An 18,962-nucleotide genomic window follows, 5' to 3' on the forward strand; every position below is an offset into this window, starting at 1 on the left:
CGATACGGTTACAAACTGACCCCATTTCCGCCTCGATCCAAGAATGCAGTGTTAAGGCCTTTCCGGCATAAGGGTTGCACCACACCGGACAGAGACCGCTCAGCCAGATGCGGCCAGACCTAGGACAAGACATGATCGACATGATGACACAGTTCGTTTCGGGCCAGACACTGCCATTCTGCGTGCTGCTTGGGGGCTGTATCATTATGGTTGTCGAAGCGGCTCGCGCCAGCCGCCGCGCCCTCTGGGGCGACATGTTCTCCGAAGACCTGGAAGAATAGTACGTCCGGGGCTTCGCGCCTCAGGCCGTCTTTTCCACCAATACAGTCCCTGCCGAATAGCCTGCGCCGAATGAGCAGATCAGGCCTTTCTCGCCTGCTTTGAAATCATCCGAATGCTTGTGGAAAGCGATGATCGATCCGGCCGACGACGTGTTGGCATAGGTGTCGAGCACGGTCGGGCTTTCATCATCGGTTGCTTCGCGACCCAGCACTTTTGACGAGATCAGCCGGTTCATGTTGGCATTCGCCTGATGCAGCCACATGCGGCGCAGGTCTGCGCCTGACATGTTCAACTCGCCGAGATGTTCGCCGATCATTGTCGCCACCATGGGCACGACTTCGCGGAAAACCTTGCGGCCTTCCTGCACGAACAGCTTGTCCGGCGAACCGACGCCTTCCGGCGCAGCGCGGTTCAGGAAGCCGAAATTGTTGCGAATATTGTTCGAGAACTCGGTCTTCAGTTTCGTGCCGAGGATTTTCCAGTAACCCGCCGGTGCGATGCTCTCTTCTTCCACGAGCACGGCTGTGGCGACGTCACCGAAGATGAAATGGCTGTCGCGGTCGGTGAAGTTGAGGTGGCCGGAACATATTTCCGGATTGACCATGAGCACTGATTTCGCGCTGCCGCTGCGGATGAAGTCAGCAGCTGTCTGGATGCCGAACGTGGCGGAGGAGCAGGCGACGTTCATGTCGAAGGCAAAGCCGCTGCAGCCAAGCGCGGCCTGGATTTCAACGGCCATGGCCGGATAGGCGCGCTGCATGTTTGAGGCGGCGCAGATGACGGCGTCGACATCTTCCGGCTTGCGGCCAGCGCGTTCGAGCGCTTGGCGGGCCGCATGAATGGCCATTTCGGCCATCACGGAAATCTGCTCGTTCGGGCGTTCCGGAATGCGGGGGGCCATGACGCCCGGATCCAGCACGCCTTCCTTGTCCATCACGTGGCGCGACTTGATGCCCGATGCCTTCTCGATGAACTCGACCGAGGAATGGGTCTTGGGCTCTACGGTGCCATCGGCGATGTCGGTGGCGTACGCGATGTTCCAGTTGTCGGCCCACGCGTTGTAGCTCGCGACCAGTTCTTCATTGGAAATCGATTCGGGGGGCGTCCAGAGACCTGTCGCCGATATAACTGCTGTCTTCATCTTGCCCTCAGCAAGGGCGCGGCGGAATCCGCGCCTCATGTATTTCGATGCACTTGCTGTAACGCGCGTTGCGCAGCTGGTCGAGAGAAGAGGTGCAGGTCGCTAGCGGGGCAGCTCGATGCCGGGATCGGACGATTCGCGGGCCATTTCAGGGGAAACGCCGCTGGCTACGCGATCGGCCTCGCGGTTTTCGTAGCTGCGCTGCCGCGCGGCGATGCTTTCGGCTTCGGCACGGGCTGCCGCTTCAAGCAGGGCAATCTGGGTCGTCACGCAGGACTTGCGGGCTTCAGGGCCCGGAGAGTTGGCGCAGCGTGACCAGGCAATCTGCTCACGTTCTTTTGCGATCTTGTCGGAGGCGCATGCACCAAGAAGCAGGGCGCCCGACAGGAGGGCAGTCAGGATGAGGGCGTTCTTCATGTTGGCTCCACGGTGTTGGGGTCACAGAGGCCGGGAATGGCCGCTCAGTTGTTGGGCGCAAGGTCCGTCGGATTGCTGTCGCTTGCGGCTTTGGCGTCTTTCGCCTTCGTCTTCTCATAGGCACGGCAGGCATCCTCGTCCGCCGGCGAATCGATCAGGCTGCAATCGGTGCTTTCCTGGCTCTGCGTCGCGTCTTCCGTGATGCAGGCCGAAAGCAGGAGTGCCGGAAGGATCAGGATAGCCAAACGCATTCTCAGGTCCTCTGTACAGCGCTGTGTCGGGGGCAATGTATCTCATGATCATTCACCATGCCAACGGCCTGTGCCCATGCGTAGACAATCGTTGGCCCGACGAATTTGAAGCCGCGCTTCTTGAGATCCTTGGACATGGCGGTTGACCAGTCGGTGAATGTCGGCGCCTTGCGGAAATCCTTCCAGCTGTTGACGATCGGCTCGCCGCCCACCCAGTCCCAGCAATAGGCGGAAAAGTCTTCGCCCGCTGTGGCCATGTCGAGATAGGCGCGGGCATTGCCAATCGTCGCCTCGATCTTTTTGGGGCTGCGGATGATGCCCGGATTTTGCAGCGCTTTTTCGATACGCTTAGGCGTCCAGCGCACGAGGCTTTCCGGATCGAACCCGTCAAATTCCTCACGGATCGACTCGCGCTTGCGCAGGATGGTGATCCACGAGAGGCCGGCCTGCATGCCGTCGAGTTGCAGCTTTTCCCAGAGGGCGCGGCTGTCGCGCTCCGGCACGCCCCATTCCTCGTCATGATAGTCGCGATAGAGTTTGTCGTTCAGCGGCGCCCAGCCGCAATAGGGTGCGTCAGTCATTGGCCGCCGTGAGTGCAATGAGTTCCATCTTGAGCCATTCGGGCCGGTCGATTGTGACCGGGCGGCCACCACAGGTGAAGGCCTTGCCGGCCGCATCGGCCTGAACCATGCGGTCGGTGCGGATCAGGGCAAGGCCCATTTCGCCGGATACGCTGGTGACATTGCCGATGGACGAGCCCGCAAGGATATCTGCGCCGCGCTTCAGGCCTTCGCCGCGCACAGGCAGCGTGCGCTTGCGCACCTTGGCCTTGCGCTTCATGCGGCTGGCGACTTCCTGGCCGACAAAGCAGCCCTTCTTGTAGTCGATACCGTTCATAATATCGAGGTTCACGTCGGTGGGAAACACTTCGGAGCCGCGATAGTCAGCGCCCCATTCGGGCACGCCTGCGGCGATGCGCGTCTTGTGCCATTCCTCGTAAGACATTTCGACACCGATCTCGGCAGCAGGCGAAATGGCGCGGTGCGGCAGCTGCGTGGAGCGCACGTCGACCCAGCTGCCTTCGGTGACAACGTCATCGGTCAGCTGCTCGATCTCGACTTCGGAGCGCAGGCGGAACAGCTTCAGGCGCTTTTCCAGCTCGTCGGCGGCGTGGCTGTGCACATCCAGATAAATATTCTCGAGCGACAGCATGGCCAGATAGTCGGCGATGATCTTGCCCTGCGGGGTGAGCAGCGCGCCATAGCGCATCTCGCCCGTGTTCCAGTTGTCGACCGAATGGGTGACGGTGCGCTCTAGCAAGGCGAGCATGTCCGGTCCGGACAGGCGAACGATGGAGCGATCAGGCAGGGCGCGTTTTGACATGTGGGTAATCTAGTGTGCCCGGCCCGCTTTGTCTGCGCCTTTCCATGCTGCGTAGAGACCCGTGGCGAGGCCGCTTTTCAGGACCGAGCCGATCAGGAAGGGCACAACGCCTGCAACGACAGCGGTTTCAGCGCCGACAAAGCCCGAAAGCCAGGCTGCGCCGAGGCCAAGCACGAGGCCATGAAGGCCAAGGAAACCAGCAAGGCGCAGGGCGTGGGCGCCGATCCGGTCGCCCTTGGGCAGGTAACCGGCCAGGAATGCGGCAATCGGGAAGGCGGCCAGATAGCCAGCCGTCGGGCCTGCAAAGGCCACGAGGCCGGACTTGCCGTCAGCCAGCACCGGCGCGCCGGTAAAGGAAAGCGCCAGCCACGAAAGAACCATGGCTGCGCCCATGCGTGGGCCGAACAGGGCGCCCAGCAGCAGCACCGTCATGGTCTGCAGCGTCACCGGAACCGGATACATGGGCACGGAAATATAGGAGGAGGCTGTCAGCGCCGCGACGCCGAGGGCACCGATTGCCAGCGGGCGCAGGGCGGGATGGGCGAAAGCGGCGGGCGCAGTGTGTTTCATGGGTGGTCCTGTAGCTGATAAGGGGCGGTTGTGCGGTGCAGCAGGGGCGAGGTCAAGCGCTGCGGCAGTGTCACGGGATGACAGGCCCGGCGCACGGGAGCATAAGGAGCCTATGAGCAAGACATATGACCTGATCCTGAAGAATGGCACCGTGGTGTCGCCCGGCGGCGAAGAGCGCGTGGATGTGGCGATCAATGGCGAGAAGATCGTCGCGATCGGCAAGTTCGACGCGTCGCAGGCCGGGGAAGTCTATGACGCGACCGGCCTGCACATATTGCCGGGCGTGATCGACAGCCAGGTTCACTTCCGTGAGCCGGGCCTCGAATACAAGGCCGACCTTGAAACCGAGGCGCGCTCTGCGGCGCTGGGCGGTGTGACGGCCGTGTTCGAAATGCCGAACACCAATCCGTCGACCATCACGCCGGCGGCGCTGACCGACAAGCTGAACCGCGCCAAGGGCCGCATGGATGTCGACCACGCCTTCTATGCCGGCGCGACGAATGACAATCCGCACCTGCTGGCCGAGATGGAGCAGATGCAGGGCTGTTGCGGCGTGAAGGTCTTCATGGGCGCCTCGACCGGCGACCTGCTGGTGAAGGATGACGAGGGCGTTGAAGCGGTGCTGCGCGCGATCAAGCGCCGGGCGGCTTTCCACTCGGAAGACGAATACCGCCTCGAAGAGCGCCGTTCTCTGGCCGTTCCGGGTGACTGGCAGAGCCATATCGTGGTGCGCGACGTGGAAGCGGCCGTCAGCTCGACGCGGCGCCTGCTGCGGCTGGCCCGCAAGACGGGCAAGCGCATCCATGTGCTGCATATCTCGACGGCGGAAGAGATGGAGCTGCTGCGCGATGCCAAGGACGTGGCCTCTGTCGAAGTGCTGCCCAACCACCTGACACTGGCGGCGCCTGATTGCTATGAACGGCTGAAGGGCTTTGCCCAGCAGAACCCGCCCGTGCGTGAACAGCGCCATCAGGATGCGCTCTGGCGCGCCCTCAATGCCGGGATCGTCGATGTGCTGGCGACCGATCACGCGCCGCACACGCGCGAAGAGAAAGAGCGGCCTTATCCGGCGTCGCCGTCTGGCATGCCGGGCGTACAGACGTTCGTGCCGCTGATGCTGACGCATGTGGCCAATGGCAAGCTCAGCCTGCAGCGCTTTGTCGAGCTGACCAGCGCCGGGCCGCAGCGCGTCTTCGGCATCGCCAACAAGGGCCGCATCGCGGAGGGCTATGACGCGGACTTCACGGTTGTCGACATGAAGCGCAAGGAAACCATCACGAATGAATGGGCCAAGGCCAAATGCGGCTGGACGCCCTATGACGGGATGGAAGCCACCGGCTGGCCCGTCGCGACGATCATCCGCGGCAAGTTCGTGATGCGCGACGGCGAGATCACGCAGAAGGGCGGCGGCAAACCCGTGCGCTTCAACGAGACGCTGGAGCCTGCGGGTTGATCCCACCTAGCGACCTTCTTGAGCCGCTCAAGACGCGCTACGCAGAGCCGCAGCGCCACTATCATATATGGGCGCATATCGAGGCTTTGCTGCGTCACTTCGAGCGACTGAAGCCGCACCTCAATCGGCCTGAGGCCGTGCTCTGGGCGCTCTACTGGCATGATGCGATCTATGACCCGATGGCCAAGGACAATGAGGACGAGAGCGCAGACCTGCTGCGGGCGGAGGCGGGCACACATCTTGCGCCGGATGACCTTGCGCTTGCGGACAAGATCATCCGGGCGACGGCCAAGCATGTCGTTCCGGAAGGACTGAGCCCGGAGGACGAAAGCGATCTCTGCTTCTTCCTCGATATGGACCTTTCGATCCTCGCGGCGCGCCCGGACGTGTTTGACCAATATGAGCGCGACGTACGCGCGGAATATGCTGCTGTTCCGGACATGGCGTTTCGGGCCGCACGGTCGATGATCCTGCAAGACTTCCTGAAGCGGGACCGACTCTATTTCACCGATACGTGCCGTGCGGAGTGGGAAGAGGCGGCGCGCGCGAATCTCGCACGGTCGGTGGCGGCGCTAGAGGCCTCCCTATGAGTGATCGCAAGGGGCTGAACCGGCAGCTGTTCTGGCTGTACGAAGGGCATGGAACGTGGCCGTTCATCTTCCGCTGGGCGATGCTGATCTTCGACATGGTCACGATCGTCTACTTCCTGTGGGCGCCGTTCGAGGCGCGGGGGCGGACGCATTTCATTGTCGACTACATCATCGGCGGGGTGATCCTGCTCGACCTGCTGTCGCGGCTCTATATCGCGCGGCACAAGCATCTCTTTTTCATGAAATGGATCAACTGGGCCGACATGATTGTCGTGGTGACCATGTTTGCGCCGCTTCTGGTGTCGAACTTTGCGTTCCTGCGGGTGCTGCGCGCGGTGCGCGCCGTGCGGGCCTTCACGTTCGTGAAGCGCATCCGCGTGCTGACGCCTTTCTTCCAGCGGCACGAGCGGATCATCGACAAGATAACGAACCTTGTCGTGTTCGTGTTCATCACGGCGGCGCTGGTCTATGCGCTGCAGGTGGGGCGTCCGGGCTCTGACGTGCACACCTATATCGACGCGCTCTATTTCACGGTGACCAGCCTGACCACGACTGGTTATGGCGATGTCATACTTGAGGGGCAGCTGGGCCGCTTTGTGGCCATTCTCGTGATGGTGCTGGGCCTTTCCATGTTCCTGCAATTGCTGCGGGCGATCATCGAGCCGAGTGACAAGGTGGAATGCGAATGCGAGGATTGCGGCCTGTTGCTGCATGACCGCGACGCCGTTCACTGCAAGCATTGCGGGCGCGTGATGCATATCGATACAAGAGGGCAAGTATGAGTACGTCTGGCATTCCGTTCCGCGAAGTTCCCTACCTGCCGCTGAAGCTGGACGTGGACCGCCGGCCGGACGGCACGATCTACCTGAACAATGGCCAGCCGCTGAAGGCGCACCCCCCGCACCTGCTGGCGCCGCTGGTGAAATGGGCCGCCGAAGCGCCCGAGCGGATCTGGCTGGCCGAGCGCGTGCCGGAAGACCCGGCCTCCGATGGCTGGCGCGAGATGACCTATGGCGACGGGCTGGAGCGGGTGCGCCGCCTGGCACAGGCCTTCGTCGAGGCAGGCGCTGGGCCCGATGCGCCGGTGATGATCCTGGCGTCGAACTCCATCGACAATGCGCTGATCATGTATGCCGCCATGTGGGCGGGCAGCCCTGTTGTGCCGGTGACGCCGGCCTATGCGCTGCTCAGCGAAGACTTCGCGCGCCTGAAATATATCGACCAGCTGACCGAGCCGAAGATCATCTATGTCGAGGATGGCGCGGCCTACCAGCGCGGGCTTGATGGCATGGGCGTGGGCGACCGGCTGGTGATCTATAGCCGCCGCGAGCCGAAGGGATGCGACTGCGTGAGCATAGGCCGCTTCGCCAAGGAGCCGACGCAGGCGGTGGATGACGCGTATGACGCGCTGGCGCCGGACACGGTCGCGAAATACATGCTGACGTCCGGTTCGACCGGCGAGCCGAAAGCGGTGATCAACCTGCATGGCATGGTGGCGGCGAATGCCAAGATGATCCGCTCCGTGTGGGATGAGGAGCGCCTCGACGCGATCTGCGGCGGGCCGCAGGTGATGTGCAACTTCCTGCCGTGGAGCCACACCTATGGCGCCCATTCCATCCTTCACAACATGCTCGACTGGGGCGGCACGCTCTATATCGACAATGGCGCGCCAACGCCTGCGCGCCTGCCGGAAATGATACGCAGCCTGACGGAAATCGCCACGACGCAGCACACGACCGTCCCCGCCGCCTGGGCGGCGTTGGCAACGGAGCTGGAGCGCAATGACGCGCTGGCTGAGACCTTCTTCAAGCGGCTCGTGTCGATGGCCTATGGCGGCGCAGCCATGGGGCAGGATATCTATGAGCGCATCCAGGCCGTGGCCGTGCGCGTGACCGGCGAGCGCATTTCGTTGTCGGCTGGCTATGGCGCGACGGAGACATCGCCGACCGCCTCGAACGTGCACTGGCCGAATGATGTTATGGGCCTGATCGGCCTGCCGCTGCCGGGCAATACGTTCAAGCTGGTGCCGAATGCGCAGAAGCTGGAATTGCGCGTGAAGGGCGTGAACGTGACGCCGGGCTATTTCCGCAATGCCGAGCGCACGCTTGAGGCGTTTGACGATGAGGGCTTCTACCGGCTTGGCGACGCGGTGCGCTTTGTCGATCCGGACCATCCCGAAAAGGGCCTCGCCTTTGACGGGCGCACGGCAGAGGAATTCAAGCTGGCGAGCGGGACATGGGTGTCAGCCGGCACGGTGCGCGTGCAGGCCGTGGCTGCCACCGGCGGGGCGCTGTCTGATGCGGTGGTGTGCGGCCTCAACGAGGATGCGATCTGCTTGCTCGGCTTCCTCAACGAGGCCTGGTGCCAGCGCTTTGTCGGCGAAGCGTTGCCGCTGGCCGAGCTGGCGCATCATCCCAAAGTCATCGCGGCGGTGAAGGAAGGCCTTCAGGCCTATAATGCCAAGAACCCGAAACCGTCGGCCCGGATTGCGCGCATTTTGCTGCAGGAAACGCCGCCGCAGGCTGATGCGGGCGAGATTACTGAAAAGGGCTACATGAACCAGTCGCGGACGCTGGACTTGCGAAAAGCCGATGTTTCGAAGCTGTATTCGCATTCTCTATTTGAGGGCGTAATAGATATAGGCGCCTGAAGACAGAAAATCGGTTATTTTCCTCTTTGGAGGCCGTCTTTTCTGTCGCAATTCATTTCATCTATACTTAGGCTGAGGCTGGAGCCGCTCGTCCACCCTTTGCGCGGCTCCAGCCAGATCCCCTTTGGCTGCGGGCGGGTCGCAAGACTACCAGGCTAACGCCAAGTCTGTCCGGTAGATTGCGGCCCGTCCCGCTTTGACCCCTCCCGTGAACACGCTAAACACATGCGCAAACACACAAGGGACGGATACGAATATGGCGAGTGAACCTGAACGCAACATGACTGGTGCGGAAGCCCTCGTCTCGACCCTGGCCGACCATGGCGTGAGCGCCTGTTTTGCCAATCCCGGCACATCGGAAATGCACCTCGTGACGGCGCTGGACCATGAGCCGCGGATCAACTCGGTGCTGTGCCTGTTCGAGGGCGTGGCGACGGGCGCAGCCGATGGTTATGCGCGGGTGTCGGGTGGCCCGGCGATGACGTTGCTGCACCTCGGTGCGGGTTACCTGAATGGCGGCGCGAACATCCATAATGCGCGCCGCGCGTGGACGCCGATGGTCAACGTGATCGGCGACCATGCCGTACCACACCAGCGCTATGACGCGCCGCTCGCGTCCGACATTCGCGGCATGGCGGGGCCGAACGCTGTCTGGATAAAATCGGCTGACACTGCGGCGTCGGCAGGTGAGCTGGCAGCGGAAGCGTGGGAGGCGAGTCTCTCGCCGATCTCCGGTCCAGCGGCGCTGATCCTGCCGGCGGATACGGCCTGGCTGGAAGGCGGCAAGCCCGGCAAGAAGCGCGCGCGGCCGTCGCTGCGGGCGCCGGATGCGGCGCGTGTCGAGGCGGCGGCGAAGGCCATCAAGGGCGCGTCAAAACCGATGATCCTGATCAATGGTACGGCGCTGACCGAGGCGGGCCTCGCGACAGCGGCGCGGCTGAAGGCGGCCGGTGTGCGCGTGGTGACAGACACGTTCTTCCCGCGTCAGGCGCGGGGTGCCGGACGGTTCATTCCGGACCGGATGCAGTATTTTGCCGAAGGCGCGATGACCGATCTTGAAGGCTGCGACCTGATGCTGGTGGCGGGCACGCAGGTGCCGGTGGCGTTCTTTGCCTATCCGGGCAAGCCGAGCGTGCTGGTGCCGGAAGGCTGTGCGCCGATGATCCTTGGCGGACCGGAGAGCGACAGTGCGGCGATCCTTGAGGCGCTGGCCGATGAACTCGGCGCGAAAGAGGCGGCGCCAATGGCGACGCTGGAGCAGCCAGGCCTGCCGAGCGGCGGGCTGAACGCGGTGGCCGTGGGCCAGTCGATTGCGCGGCACATGCCGGAAGGCACGTTTGTGTCGGATGATGCGGTGTCGAACGGCCTGCCGACCTTCCTGATGACGCAAAAGGCCAAGCCGCATGACTGGATGCAGCTGACCGGCGGGGCGATCGGGCAGGGCATGCCGCTGGCGCTCGGCGCGGCTGTGGCGGCGAAGGATCGGAAAGTGCTGTGCCTGACGGGCGACGGTGCGGCCATGTATACCAATCAGGCGCTGTGGAGCATGGCGCGCGAGGGCGCGAACGTGGTGACGGTCGTGTTCGTCAACCATTCCTACCGTATCCTGAATATCGAGCTGGCGCGCACCGGCGCGGGCAATCCCGGGCCGACGGCGAAGAGCATGCTGGAGCTGGACCAGCCGGAGATTGACTGGGTGGCGCTGTCAAAAAGCCTCGGTGTGCCGGCCGTGGCGGTCGATACGGCCGAAGCGTTCGACCAGGCGCTGGAGCGGGCTTTTGCGGCGGAAGGTCCGCAGTTGATCGCGGCGCATGTGCCTGCCCGATAAGGCATGCATAGTGCTATTGAATGATGTGGTTAATGGGGCCACATGGGAATCATGAGCACTTATCCATCTTCCGAATATGAACGCGACCACCTGATCCCGCAGAGGCCCGGCGTCGGCCAGATGGCTGGCCGCGTGGCGGTTGGCGCAACACGCAGTACGTTCAAGTTCGTCGCTTTTATCCTTAATTTCTTCGTTCCGGGACTGGGCACGATCTTTGTCGGCCGTATCGGAACAGCGATCATTCAGCTGATGCTGATCCCGGTGGGCGTGATTCTCATTCCGTTCAGCGGCTTCGGCTTCCTCGTCCTGATCGCCAACTGGGTCTGGTCGCTCACCACGGTTGTGCAGGCCTGGCGCCATCCCGGCGTGATTTACGTGCGCGAGCGTTCGCGCCGCTAGGGTTTTCCCTCTGTTAAGATTCCTCCGTTAGCTGTCTAAAGTGGCTGATAGAGGAGACGGGCCATGGAAGACATGAGCTGGGGCGTGATCGCCGTGATAGCCGTGGTGGCGATTGTTGTGCTGTCGATCATCTATAATTTTGCCAAGGGGCGCATCCATGCAAGCGGCAATGCGCCTATTACGGCGTCACCTCCCGATTCCCAGACTGCACCTGATCCTGTGACGGCAGCCATGCTGATGTCGAAAATCGTGACAGCTGCCAACACGCAGAACGCCTTCGACGATTATATCAAGGACCATACGCGCGATCAGCTGGATGACGTTCCGGTCTATACCGTTGCCCACATCATTACGGCGTCCATCCCCTCCCGATCCCGGAAGAAATGGCTGAGCGCCGTGGCGGCGGCCACTGTGCCGCGCGGGGCCGATCCTGAACTGGTCAACACGGCGGACTATTTTTGGGACGTGAACGAGAAATGGCTGTTCAGCGAGACGGCCTTTGCGGATTTCTGCAACCAATATCTTATCGCCTACGCGAATGAATGGCCGTCCGCCGTCCACGAACGGATTTTGCTCGCTGGATATACGGCGCTGGCATCGCGTGACTTGGCTGAAGCACCGGATTCGCCGGACATGACGCGGGTTGTTTCCGACTTTATGGCTGGGCTGGATAGTGTCGCGGAGGTCTATTTCGGTGCTGAGGCCGAGCCAATGCGGGCGCGTTTTCAGGCCGAGGCCGAGCGGTTGGCGCCTGCCGTGCGGGCGAACATGGGCTGATCCTGGAGCCTGCGCCAAAAGCCGGACTGGCGGGGCCATCCGGTTTTCCTGGACAAAAAGGGCGCGGGAGGAAAGCTCCGGGCGCGCGTTGTCAGTCTGTTGGTCAGGTAGGGTAGAAGGTGCGCACCTTCGGCCTGCCATCCCGCGCCAGTCGTGAACGAGCCACACGAGCTGGGAACTCGTGCAGCATGGCCATTATAGGCTGAGTGGGGACGGGTAGGAGAAGATGGGCGGGATGTGGTGCGCGGCTTGGGCTCTTTGTGTGGAAAGAGCGCTCAGGATGAGCCTTTGGAAGATTCAGTTTTCGCCGTCGCCTTCGGGGCCGCCCTCGAAACCCTGCCTTGGGCGGGCGACGCGGTCGCCGAGGTCTTCGAGGTCGATGAAATTGTCGGCTTCGCGACGCAGCTCGTCGCCGATCATCGGCGGATTGGAGGCGACAGTGGAGACAACCGAGACGCGCACACCCCGGGCTTTCACGGCTTCCACGGCCCGCCGGAAGTCGCCATTGCCGCTGAACAGCACGATATGATCCACATTGGCGGCCATTTCGAGCATGTCGATGGCCAGTTCCACATCCATGCTGCCCCGGACGCGCTTGCGGCCCTCCCGGTCGGTGAACTCACGGGCGGGCTTCTTGATGACATTGTAGCCATTATAGGCGAGCCAATCGACCAGCGGGCGGATGGGGCTGTATTCGTCGGTTTCGACCAAGGCGGTGTAGTAATTGGCGCGCAGGAGGCGGCCCTTGCCCTGAAATTCCTTCAAAAGCTTGCGAAAATCGATCTCCAGATCGACCGCGCGGGCCGCTGAATAGAGATTCGCGCCATCAATGAACAGCGCCAGGCGCTCGTCCTTGTAAAAGGCCATTGGCTTAATTCCTCAGGTAATATAGGGTATAGGCTAATAAAAACGCCGAAAATACTTATAGAACTGGCATACTCAGGCTGCGTTTCAGGCGCAAGGCCGGGTTGCGCCAGCTTGTTGCACTGCATATAAGGGTCGGCTTCAAGGAGATTGACTGCCCATGGCCCGCGTGACTGTCGAAGACTGCATCCAGAAAGTGCCGAACCGTTTCGAGCTCGTCCTGCTCGCTGCACATCGTGCCCGCATGATCCGTGAAGGTTCGCCGCTGACGGTGGACCGCGACAATGACAAAGACCCTGTCGTGTCGCTGCGCGAGATCGCTGAAGAGTCTGTCGACCTGAAAGTCGTCAAGGAAGCCATGATCTCCAACCTGCAGGAAGTGCGCCCGAGCGAGGAAAGCGAACGCGAAGCCGACCGTATCGCGCTCATGTCCGGCCCGGCTGCGACCGAAGACGACGTGATGCGTGCCTATCAGGCTGAAATCGAGTCCGGACGCGACGACCGACTCTAGGAGGCTCCATGGACGGCAGCGCCCTTTCCGCTGAGGACAAAGGGGCTGGCGACACGGCTGGCAAAGCCGTTTCGGCTGACGCTCCACTTGCATCTCCACATGTGCTTTCCCGCGAAGAATTGATCGCCAAGGTGCGGGCTTACCACCCGCGCGTGAAATCCGAGCTGCTGGGCGCGGCCTATGACTTCGCCAAGCTGCACCATGGCGAGCAGACGCGCGATTCCGGCGACGCCTATTATTCTCATCCCGTTGAGGTCGCGAGCCTTTTGGCCGATGTGCGCCTCGATGAAGTGACCATCGTGGCAGGCTTGCTGCACGATGTGGTCGAAGATACCGGCATCGACATTGGCGACATTGAAGTGCGCTTTGGCGCCGATGTGGCCGAACTGGTCGACGGGGTGACCAAGCTCGATGCGCTGGAATTCACGTCCAAGGAATCCGCGCAGGCCGAGAACTTCCAGAAATTCATCCTCGCGACGACCAGCGACCTGCGCGTGCTGCTGGTGAAGCTGGCCGACCGGCTGCACAACATGCGCACGCTGCATTACCGCAAGAAGGCCGAGAGCCGCCAGCGCACCGCCCGCGAGACGATGGACATCTATGCGCCGCTGGCCCGCCGCGTGGGCCTCTATACGCTTGCCGCCGAGATGGAAGACCTGGCCTTCCAGGAGCTGAACCCGGAAGCGCGCCGCGCCATCCTTTACCGGCAGGAAGAGCTGGCGCGCGAGAATGCTGATGACCTCGACCGGATAGATGGCGATCTGCGGCAGCTGATGGAAATGGCTGGCATCAAGGCCAAGATCAAAGGCCGTCGGAAACAGCCCTATTCGCTGTGGCGCAAGCTGGAGCGCAAATCGATCTCCTTCCTCGATGTGGCTGACCTCTTTGCCTTCCGCATCATCGTCGACGAGGTGGAGGAATGCTACCGCGTGCTGGGCGAGGTGCACACGCTGTGGGCGTGCATCCCTGACCGTTTCCGCGATTATATCTCGGTGCCGAAGCCAAACGGCTATGCCTCGCTGCACACGACCGTGCGCGCGGCTGGCAACCGCCGCGTTGAGCTGCAGATCCGCACACGGGCGATGGACCGCACGGCCGAGTTCGGCGTGGCAGCGCACTGGGGCTACAAGAACAAGTCCTATGGCTTCGATGTGGATTCAGCGCGGGCGGCGGGTCTTGATCCAGCGGCCAACCTCGAAGCCTTTGCCGAGCTGATACAGGATGGCGCTGAGCCGAGCGAATTCCTCGAGCATGCGAAGCTGGAAATGTACCGCGAGCACGTGTTCGCGTTCAGCCCCAAGGGCAAGCTGATCATCCTGCCTGCGGGCGCGATGCCGCTGGACTTTGCCTATGCCGTGCACTCGGCCGTGGGCGACACGACGATTGGCGCCAAGATCAATGGCGAGGTGAAGTCGCTGCGCCGACCGCTGAAGAATGGCGACGTGGTGGAAATTCTGCGCGGCAAGACACCCGCGCCGGTGATCGGCTGGGAAGCGATGACACTGACGGGCCGTGCGCGGTCTGCCATCCGCAAACTGGTGCGCGAGCGTGACCAGATCGAGTTCCGGCGCCTTGGCGTTGGCCTGATCAACATGGCGCTGCGCCGCGCAGGCATCGACCCGATTGATGTGAAGATGACGCACACGGCCCAGCTCGCCGGATTTGAAAACCGTGAGGAGATGGCCGAAGCCGTCGGGCGCGGACGCGTCTCCTCGGCTGACATTATGGAAGCGGCCTTCCCGGGCTATCGCGCGGAACGCTTTGATGCCGACAACAAGCTGCGCCTCGACAGCGAGCATGCGCCGCTGCTGGTGTCCGGCACGGACCTGACGCCGGGCGTGACCCTGCACCTCGGCCAGTGCTGCTGCCCGCTGCCGGGTGACCGCATCATGGGTGTGCAGGAGCCCGACGTGGGCCTCGTCGTGCATATCGCGAGCTGTCCGAAACTGGCCGAGTATGACGACCATCCGGAGCTTTGGGTGGACCTGAAATGGACCGAGCTGGCCAAAACCGGCGCGGTGGCCGTGGGGCGTATCCGTATCAATGCCGCGAACGAAAAAGGCGTGCTGGCCAAGCTCTGCACGGCGGTTGCCCAGTCCAATGGCAATATCATCCGGATCGCCACAAGCGAGCGCGGCACCGATTTTACCGAGCTGGTGATGGAGATCGAGGTTGAAGACCTGAAGCGCCTGACGCAGATACTTGCCGCACTGCGATCCCTGGCCGTTGTGGACCGGGCCGTGCGCGACCAGGAGCTAGAATATGACGAATGAAGACGTACTCGCGGTGTTTCGCGAGGCAGGTGCCCTCCTGGAGGGGCATTTTATCCTTTCCTCCGGACGGCGCAGCCCCGTCTTCCTGCAGAAGGCGCTCGTCTTTTCGCAGCCTGACCTGTCGGAAAAGCTGTGCAAGGCGCTGGCGTCTAAGCTGACGGCGGCCTTTGGCAAGATCGACGTGGTGGCCGGGCCGGCCGTTGGCGGCATCATTCCGGGCTATGAACTGGCGCGGCACCTGAAGGCGCGGGCGATCTTTGCCGAGCGAGTGGATGGCAAGCTTCAGTTCCGGCGCGGCTTTTCGATTGCCGAAGGCGAGCGCGTGCTGATCGCCGAGGATATCGTGACGACGGGCCTGTCGTTCCGCGAGACGGTCGAGGCGCTGGACAAGCTGCCGGGCGAAGTCGTCGGCGGGGCGTGCATCATTGATCGGTCGAACGGCAAGGCCGATGTCGGCTGCAAGCTGGTCTCGCTCGCGGCGGTGGACTTCCCGGATTATGCGGCAGACGACCTGCCGCCGGAACTCGCCGCAATGGAAGCGGTGAAGCCCGGTTCGCGGGGCCTTGCCTGATGGCGGAGCGGATACGCCTCGGCGTGAATATCGACCATGTGGCAACGATCCGGAATGCGCGCGGTGGCTCGCACCCTGACCCGATGCGCGCGGCGCTGATGGCGACGGAAGCCGGCGCTGACGGCATCACGCTGCACCTGCGCGAAGATCGCCGGCATATTCGCGATGGCGACCTGACGGAAATCCGCAACGCCACGGCGCTGCCGATCAATATGGAAATGGCGGCGACCGAGGAAATGCTCGAGATCGCGCTGAAGTTCAAACCCGAGACGGCGATGTTCGTGCCGGAAGAGCGCGCAGAGCTGACGACCGAAGGCGGCCTTGATGCGGCGCGGGCACACAACCATCTCGCGCACTTTGTCCGTCAGCTGAACAAGAATGGCAGCCGCGTCTCGTTCTTCATCGAGCCGGACATGGTGCAGCTGCATGCCGCCCATGCGCTGGGCGTGCAGATTACCGAGTTTCATACCGGGCGCTATGTCGAACTGGTGCATGCGGGCGAAGCCAAGCTGGCCGAGCTGGAGCTGGACCGGATCCGCAATTGCGCTGAAGAGGCCCATCGCATTGGCATCGAGCCGCAGGCCGGTCACGGGCTGACGTTTGATACGGTGAAGCCGATTGCGGCCATTCCGCAGATTACCGAGCTGAACATTGGCCACTTCCTTGTCGGCGAGGCGATCTTCATTGGCCTGCCGGCCGCGATTGGCGAGATGCGCCGCCTGATGGACGAGGCGCGCGCATGATCATCGGCATCGGCAACGACCTCTGCAATATCGAGCGGATCGAGAAGACGCTGGCCCGCTTTGGCGAGCGGTTCGAGAAGCGCGTCTTCACCGAGACCGAGATTGCGCTGGCCCGTCGCCGCAAGCTGACCGCCGAGACCTATGCCAAACGCTTTGCCGCGAAAGAGGCCTGCGCCAAGGCGCTGGGCACCGGCGTGCCGCGCCGCGGCGTGCACTGGCAACATATGGGCGTGGTCAATCTGCCGAGCGGCAAGCCGACCGTGGCGCTGACTGGCGGCGCGGCCGCGCGGCTCGCGGCGATGACGCCGGAGGGCCACACGGCCATTATCCACCTGACCATCACCGATGACCATCCGTGGGCGGAAGCCCAGGTGATTATCGAAGCCTTGCCGGCCGTCTGATGAAAGCCGCCCGCCCAAAACGCACCCGCCTGCGCGCTGCTGCGAAAGCGCATGTGCCGAGTCTGTCTGATGCGGACGTGAAGGCGATCCAGGAGCGGATCGGCTATAGTTTCAAGGACCGTGACCTGCTGGTGCGCGCACTGACCCATCCAAGCGCTGTGGCGTCGGCGGACTCTGTGCGCCTGTCGAACCAGCGACTGGAATTCCTCGGCGACCGCGTGTTGAACCTGACCATTGCCGAGCGCCTGATCGAGCGCCGCAAGACCGAGAGCGAGGGCGACCTTGCCCCCCGCCTTAACCGGTTCGTCAGGAAGGGTGCCTGCGCCGAGGCCGTGCGCCATTTCGGCCTGCAGGACTACATCATCCTGTCGGACGGCGAAGTGGCCTCAGGCGGACGCGACCGGGAATCGACCTTGGGCGATGCCTGCGAGGCCATGATTGGCGCGATCTATCAGGATGGCGGCCTCTCTGCCGCGCGCAAATTCATCGAGCGGGGCTGGGCACAGCAATTTGAGTCCGCCCCCGTGGAAACGCGCGATCCGAAGACGCTGTTGCAGGAATGGGCGCAGGGCCAAGGCCTTCCGCTGCCGAAATACAGCGTCGTCAGCCGTTCGGGCCCTGACCACGCCCCTGTTTATGAGATAGAAGTACAAGTGGCGCCCCATGGCGAGGCAATTGCCACCGGATCCTCCAAACGCGACGCCGAGCGCAATGCAGCCGCCTTGCTGCTGAACACCTTGACTGGAACACAATGACTGAAACTGAAATCACCCGCGCAGGCTTTGCCGCCATAATCGGCGCGCCGAATGCGGGCAAGTCCACGCTGACCAACCGCCTCGTCGGCGCCAAGGTCGCCATCGTGACGCACAAGGTGCAGACGACGCGCTTCCCCGTGCGGGGCGTGGCGCAGGTGGGCGATGCGCAGATCGTGCTGGTCGATACGCCCGGCATTTTCGTGGCCAAGCGCCGGCTCGACCGGGCCATGGTGAAAGCGGCCTGGAGCGGCGCGGCGGACGCGGATGCCATCGTGCACCTGATCGACAGTTCGGCCTGGGTGGCCGACAAGGCGGGCAATGCCACCGGCGCGCAAAAAATGTCGATTGCCGACGACCTGCGCGTGATCGAGCAACTGAAGCTGACCGAGAAGCGCGCCTTCCTTGCGCTCAACAAGATCGACCTTTTCCCGCATGATCAGGTGTTGCCGGTGATGGGCGAACTCAATGACACGGGCGTCTACGACGAGATCTTCATGATCTCGGCCGAGAATGGCGATGGCGTTGACCGGCTGTCAGCTGCGTTGGCCGATCGCATGCCTGCGGGCACGGCGCTCTATCCGCCGGATCAGACCGCCGACCTGCCAATGCGCCTGCTGGCTGCTGAAGTGACGCGCGAGAAGCTGTTGCTGCGCATGCACCAGGAATTGCCTTACCAGCTGATGGTGGAGACCGAGAGCTGGGAAGAGAAGAAGGACGGGTCTGTCCGTGTGCAGCAGGTCATCATTGTCGGGCGCGATGGCCACAAGGCCATGGTGCTGGGCAAGAATGGCGCGTCGATCAAGGAGATCGGCCGCATGGCCCGCAAGGAACTGATCGAGATGCTCGACCGGCCCGTGCACCTCTTCCTGTTCGTGAAAGTGGATGAGAAATGGCAGGAGCGCCGCGACAGCTATTCCGGTATCGGCCTGGAGTTTGATGTCTAGAAGCCCCTCTCCCTAGGGAGAGGGGTTGGGGTGAGGGGACACCGTGGTGCCCCCGGGAGCATGATTTGATGGATTGCCTGAATGATGCCGCTCGCCTCCGCAACCAGATGCCAATGGGCAAGCCTGTGACCCCTCACCCCCAACCCCCTCTCCCAGAGG

General features: G+C 62.8%; 22 protein-coding genes. 15 read left to right on the plus strand and 7 right to left on the minus strand.

Features of this window, described 5'->3' with window-relative positions; all coding sequences use genetic code 11:
* Window positions 1–131 precede the first annotated feature (131 nt).
* On the plus strand, window positions 132–281 hold the full coding sequence (locus HOC_RS22080) for a hypothetical protein (RefSeq protein WP_155839227.1): 150 nt from the start codon (window positions 132–134) through the stop codon (window positions 279–281).
* A 20-nt stretch (window positions 282–301) separates the two neighbouring features.
* Here HOC_RS22080 and HOC_RS03255 read toward each other — a convergent pair whose 3' ends face one another.
* From HOC_RS03255 to HOC_RS03280, 6 genes are all read right to left on the minus strand, one after another.
* Entirely contained in the window at window positions 302–1,423 is a 1,122-nt protein-coding gene (locus HOC_RS03255) for a beta-ketoacyl-ACP synthase III (RefSeq protein ID WP_035535955.1), read from the minus strand.
* A 102-nt stretch (window positions 1,424–1,525) separates the two neighbouring features.
* Window positions 1,526–1,840: a hypothetical protein gene (locus tag HOC_RS03260; RefSeq protein ID WP_035535851.1), complete on the minus strand. Its 315-nt coding sequence runs from the start codon at window positions 1,838–1,840 to the stop codon at window positions 1,526–1,528.
* A 44-nt stretch (window positions 1,841–1,884) separates the two neighbouring features.
* Window positions 1,885–2,091 carry a hypothetical protein gene (locus tag HOC_RS03265; protein ID WP_035535852.1) on the minus strand — a complete coding sequence of 69 codons (207 nt, stop codon included), beginning with the start codon at window positions 2,089–2,091 and terminating at the stop codon, window positions 1,885–1,887.
* Between the two features lie 2 nt (window positions 2,092–2,093).
* Window positions 2,094–2,672 carry a DNA-3-methyladenine glycosylase I gene (locus HOC_RS03270; RefSeq protein ID WP_035535853.1) on the minus strand — a complete coding sequence of 193 codons (579 nt, stop codon included), beginning with the start codon at window positions 2,670–2,672 and terminating at the stop codon, window positions 2,094–2,096.
* Entirely contained in the window at window positions 2,665–3,474 is an 810-nt protein-coding gene (gene ygfZ, locus HOC_RS03275) for a CAF17-like 4Fe-4S cluster assembly/insertion protein YgfZ (protein WP_035535854.1), read from the minus strand. The genes HOC_RS03270 and ygfZ overlap by 8 nt, the downstream gene beginning before the upstream one ends.
* Window positions 3,475–3,483: 9 nt before the next feature.
* Window positions 3,484–4,044 (minus strand): biotin transporter BioY, encoded by a 561-nt coding sequence (locus HOC_RS03280; RefSeq protein ID WP_035535855.1) that lies wholly within the window; start codon window positions 4,042–4,044, stop codon window positions 3,484–3,486.
* A 112-nt stretch (window positions 4,045–4,156) separates the two neighbouring features.
* Here HOC_RS03280 and HOC_RS03285 point away from each other — a divergent pair, with 112 nt between their 5' ends.
* From HOC_RS03285 to HOC_RS03315, 7 genes are all read left to right on the plus strand, one after another.
* On the plus strand, window positions 4,157–5,497 hold the full coding sequence (locus HOC_RS03285; protein ID WP_035535856.1) for a dihydroorotase: 1,341 nt from the start codon (window positions 4,157–4,159) through the stop codon (window positions 5,495–5,497).
* Window positions 5,494–6,087 carry an HD domain-containing protein gene (locus HOC_RS03290; RefSeq protein WP_035535857.1) on the plus strand — a complete coding sequence of 198 codons (594 nt, stop codon included), beginning with the start codon at window positions 5,494–5,496 and terminating at the stop codon, window positions 6,085–6,087. Before HOC_RS03285 ends, HOC_RS03290 begins: the two co-directional genes overlap by 4 nt.
* Window positions 6,084–6,869, plus strand: a complete 786-nt coding sequence (locus HOC_RS03295; RefSeq protein ID WP_035535858.1) for a potassium channel family protein — start codon at window positions 6,084–6,086, stop codon at window positions 6,867–6,869. Before HOC_RS03290 ends, HOC_RS03295 begins: the two co-directional genes overlap by 4 nt.
* Window positions 6,866–8,737 carry a feruloyl-CoA synthase gene (locus tag HOC_RS03300; RefSeq protein WP_035535859.1) on the plus strand — a complete coding sequence of 624 codons (1,872 nt, stop codon included), beginning with the start codon at window positions 6,866–6,868 and terminating at the stop codon, window positions 8,735–8,737. The genes HOC_RS03295 and HOC_RS03300 overlap by 4 nt, the downstream gene beginning before the upstream one ends.
* A 280-nt stretch (window positions 8,738–9,017) precedes the next feature.
* Window positions 9,018–10,565, plus strand: a complete 1,548-nt coding sequence (locus HOC_RS03305) for an acetolactate synthase large subunit (RefSeq protein ID WP_035535956.1) — start codon at window positions 9,018–9,020, stop codon at window positions 10,563–10,565.
* Between the two features lie 51 nt (window positions 10,566–10,616).
* A complete protein-coding gene (locus HOC_RS20995; RefSeq protein ID WP_156950361.1) occupies window positions 10,617–10,964 on the plus strand; it encodes a hypothetical protein in 348 nt (115 codons plus the stop codon).
* 63 nt (window positions 10,965–11,027) lie between these two features.
* Window positions 11,028–11,741, plus strand: coding sequence for a hypothetical protein (locus tag HOC_RS03315; RefSeq protein ID WP_035535860.1), 714 nt, complete (start codon window positions 11,028–11,030; stop codon window positions 11,739–11,741).
* A gap of 297 nt (window positions 11,742–12,038) precedes the next feature.
* On the opposite strand, the gene HOC_RS03320 is transcribed toward HOC_RS03315, so the two are convergent.
* On the minus strand, window positions 12,039–12,608 hold the full coding sequence (locus HOC_RS03320) for a LabA-like NYN domain-containing protein (RefSeq protein ID WP_035535861.1): 570 nt from the start codon (window positions 12,606–12,608) through the stop codon (window positions 12,039–12,041).
* A gap of 157 nt (window positions 12,609–12,765) precedes the next feature.
* On the opposite strand from HOC_RS03320, the gene rpoZ reads away from it, so the two are divergent.
* Genes rpoZ through era form a run of 7 tightly spaced genes read left to right on the plus strand, consistent with a single transcriptional unit; the run spans window position 12,766 to window position 18,803 of the window.
* A complete protein-coding gene (gene rpoZ / locus HOC_RS03325) occupies window positions 12,766–13,116 on the plus strand; it encodes a DNA-directed RNA polymerase subunit omega (RefSeq protein WP_034736985.1) in 351 nt (116 codons plus the stop codon).
* 8 nt (window positions 13,117–13,124) lie between these two features.
* On the plus strand, window positions 13,125–15,389 hold the full coding sequence (locus HOC_RS03330) for a RelA/SpoT family protein (protein WP_035535862.1): 2,265 nt from the start codon (window positions 13,125–13,127) through the stop codon (window positions 15,387–15,389).
* A complete protein-coding gene (gene pyrE, locus HOC_RS03335) occupies window positions 15,379–15,960 on the plus strand; it encodes an orotate phosphoribosyltransferase (RefSeq protein ID WP_035535863.1) in 582 nt (193 codons plus the stop codon). Before HOC_RS03330 ends, pyrE begins: the two co-directional genes overlap by 11 nt.
* Window positions 15,960–16,703, plus strand: a complete 744-nt coding sequence (locus HOC_RS03340) for a pyridoxine 5'-phosphate synthase (RefSeq protein WP_035535864.1) — start codon at window positions 15,960–15,962, stop codon at window positions 16,701–16,703. The genes pyrE and HOC_RS03340 overlap by 1 nt, the downstream gene beginning before the upstream one ends.
* The gene (gene acpS, locus HOC_RS03345) at window positions 16,700–17,104 is read left to right on the plus strand and encodes a holo-ACP synthase (protein WP_035535865.1); all 405 of its coding nucleotides are present in this window, start codon (window positions 16,700–16,702) and stop codon (window positions 17,102–17,104) included. Before HOC_RS03340 ends, acpS begins: the two co-directional genes overlap by 4 nt.
* Entirely contained in the window at window positions 17,104–17,859 is a 756-nt protein-coding gene (rnc, locus tag HOC_RS03350; protein WP_084146111.1) for a ribonuclease III, read from the plus strand. Before acpS ends, rnc begins: the two co-directional genes overlap by 1 nt.
* Window positions 17,856–18,803, plus strand: a complete 948-nt coding sequence (gene era / locus HOC_RS03355; RefSeq protein WP_035535866.1) for a GTPase Era — start codon at window positions 17,856–17,858, stop codon at window positions 18,801–18,803. The genes rnc and era overlap by 4 nt, the downstream gene beginning before the upstream one ends.
* Window positions 18,804–18,962: the final 159 nt, after the last annotated feature.

It is taken from the genome of Hyphomonas oceanitis SCH89, from assembly GCF_000685295.1.
Lineage (GTDB): Bacteria > Pseudomonadota > Alphaproteobacteria > Caulobacterales > Hyphomonadaceae > Hyphomonas > Hyphomonas oceanitis.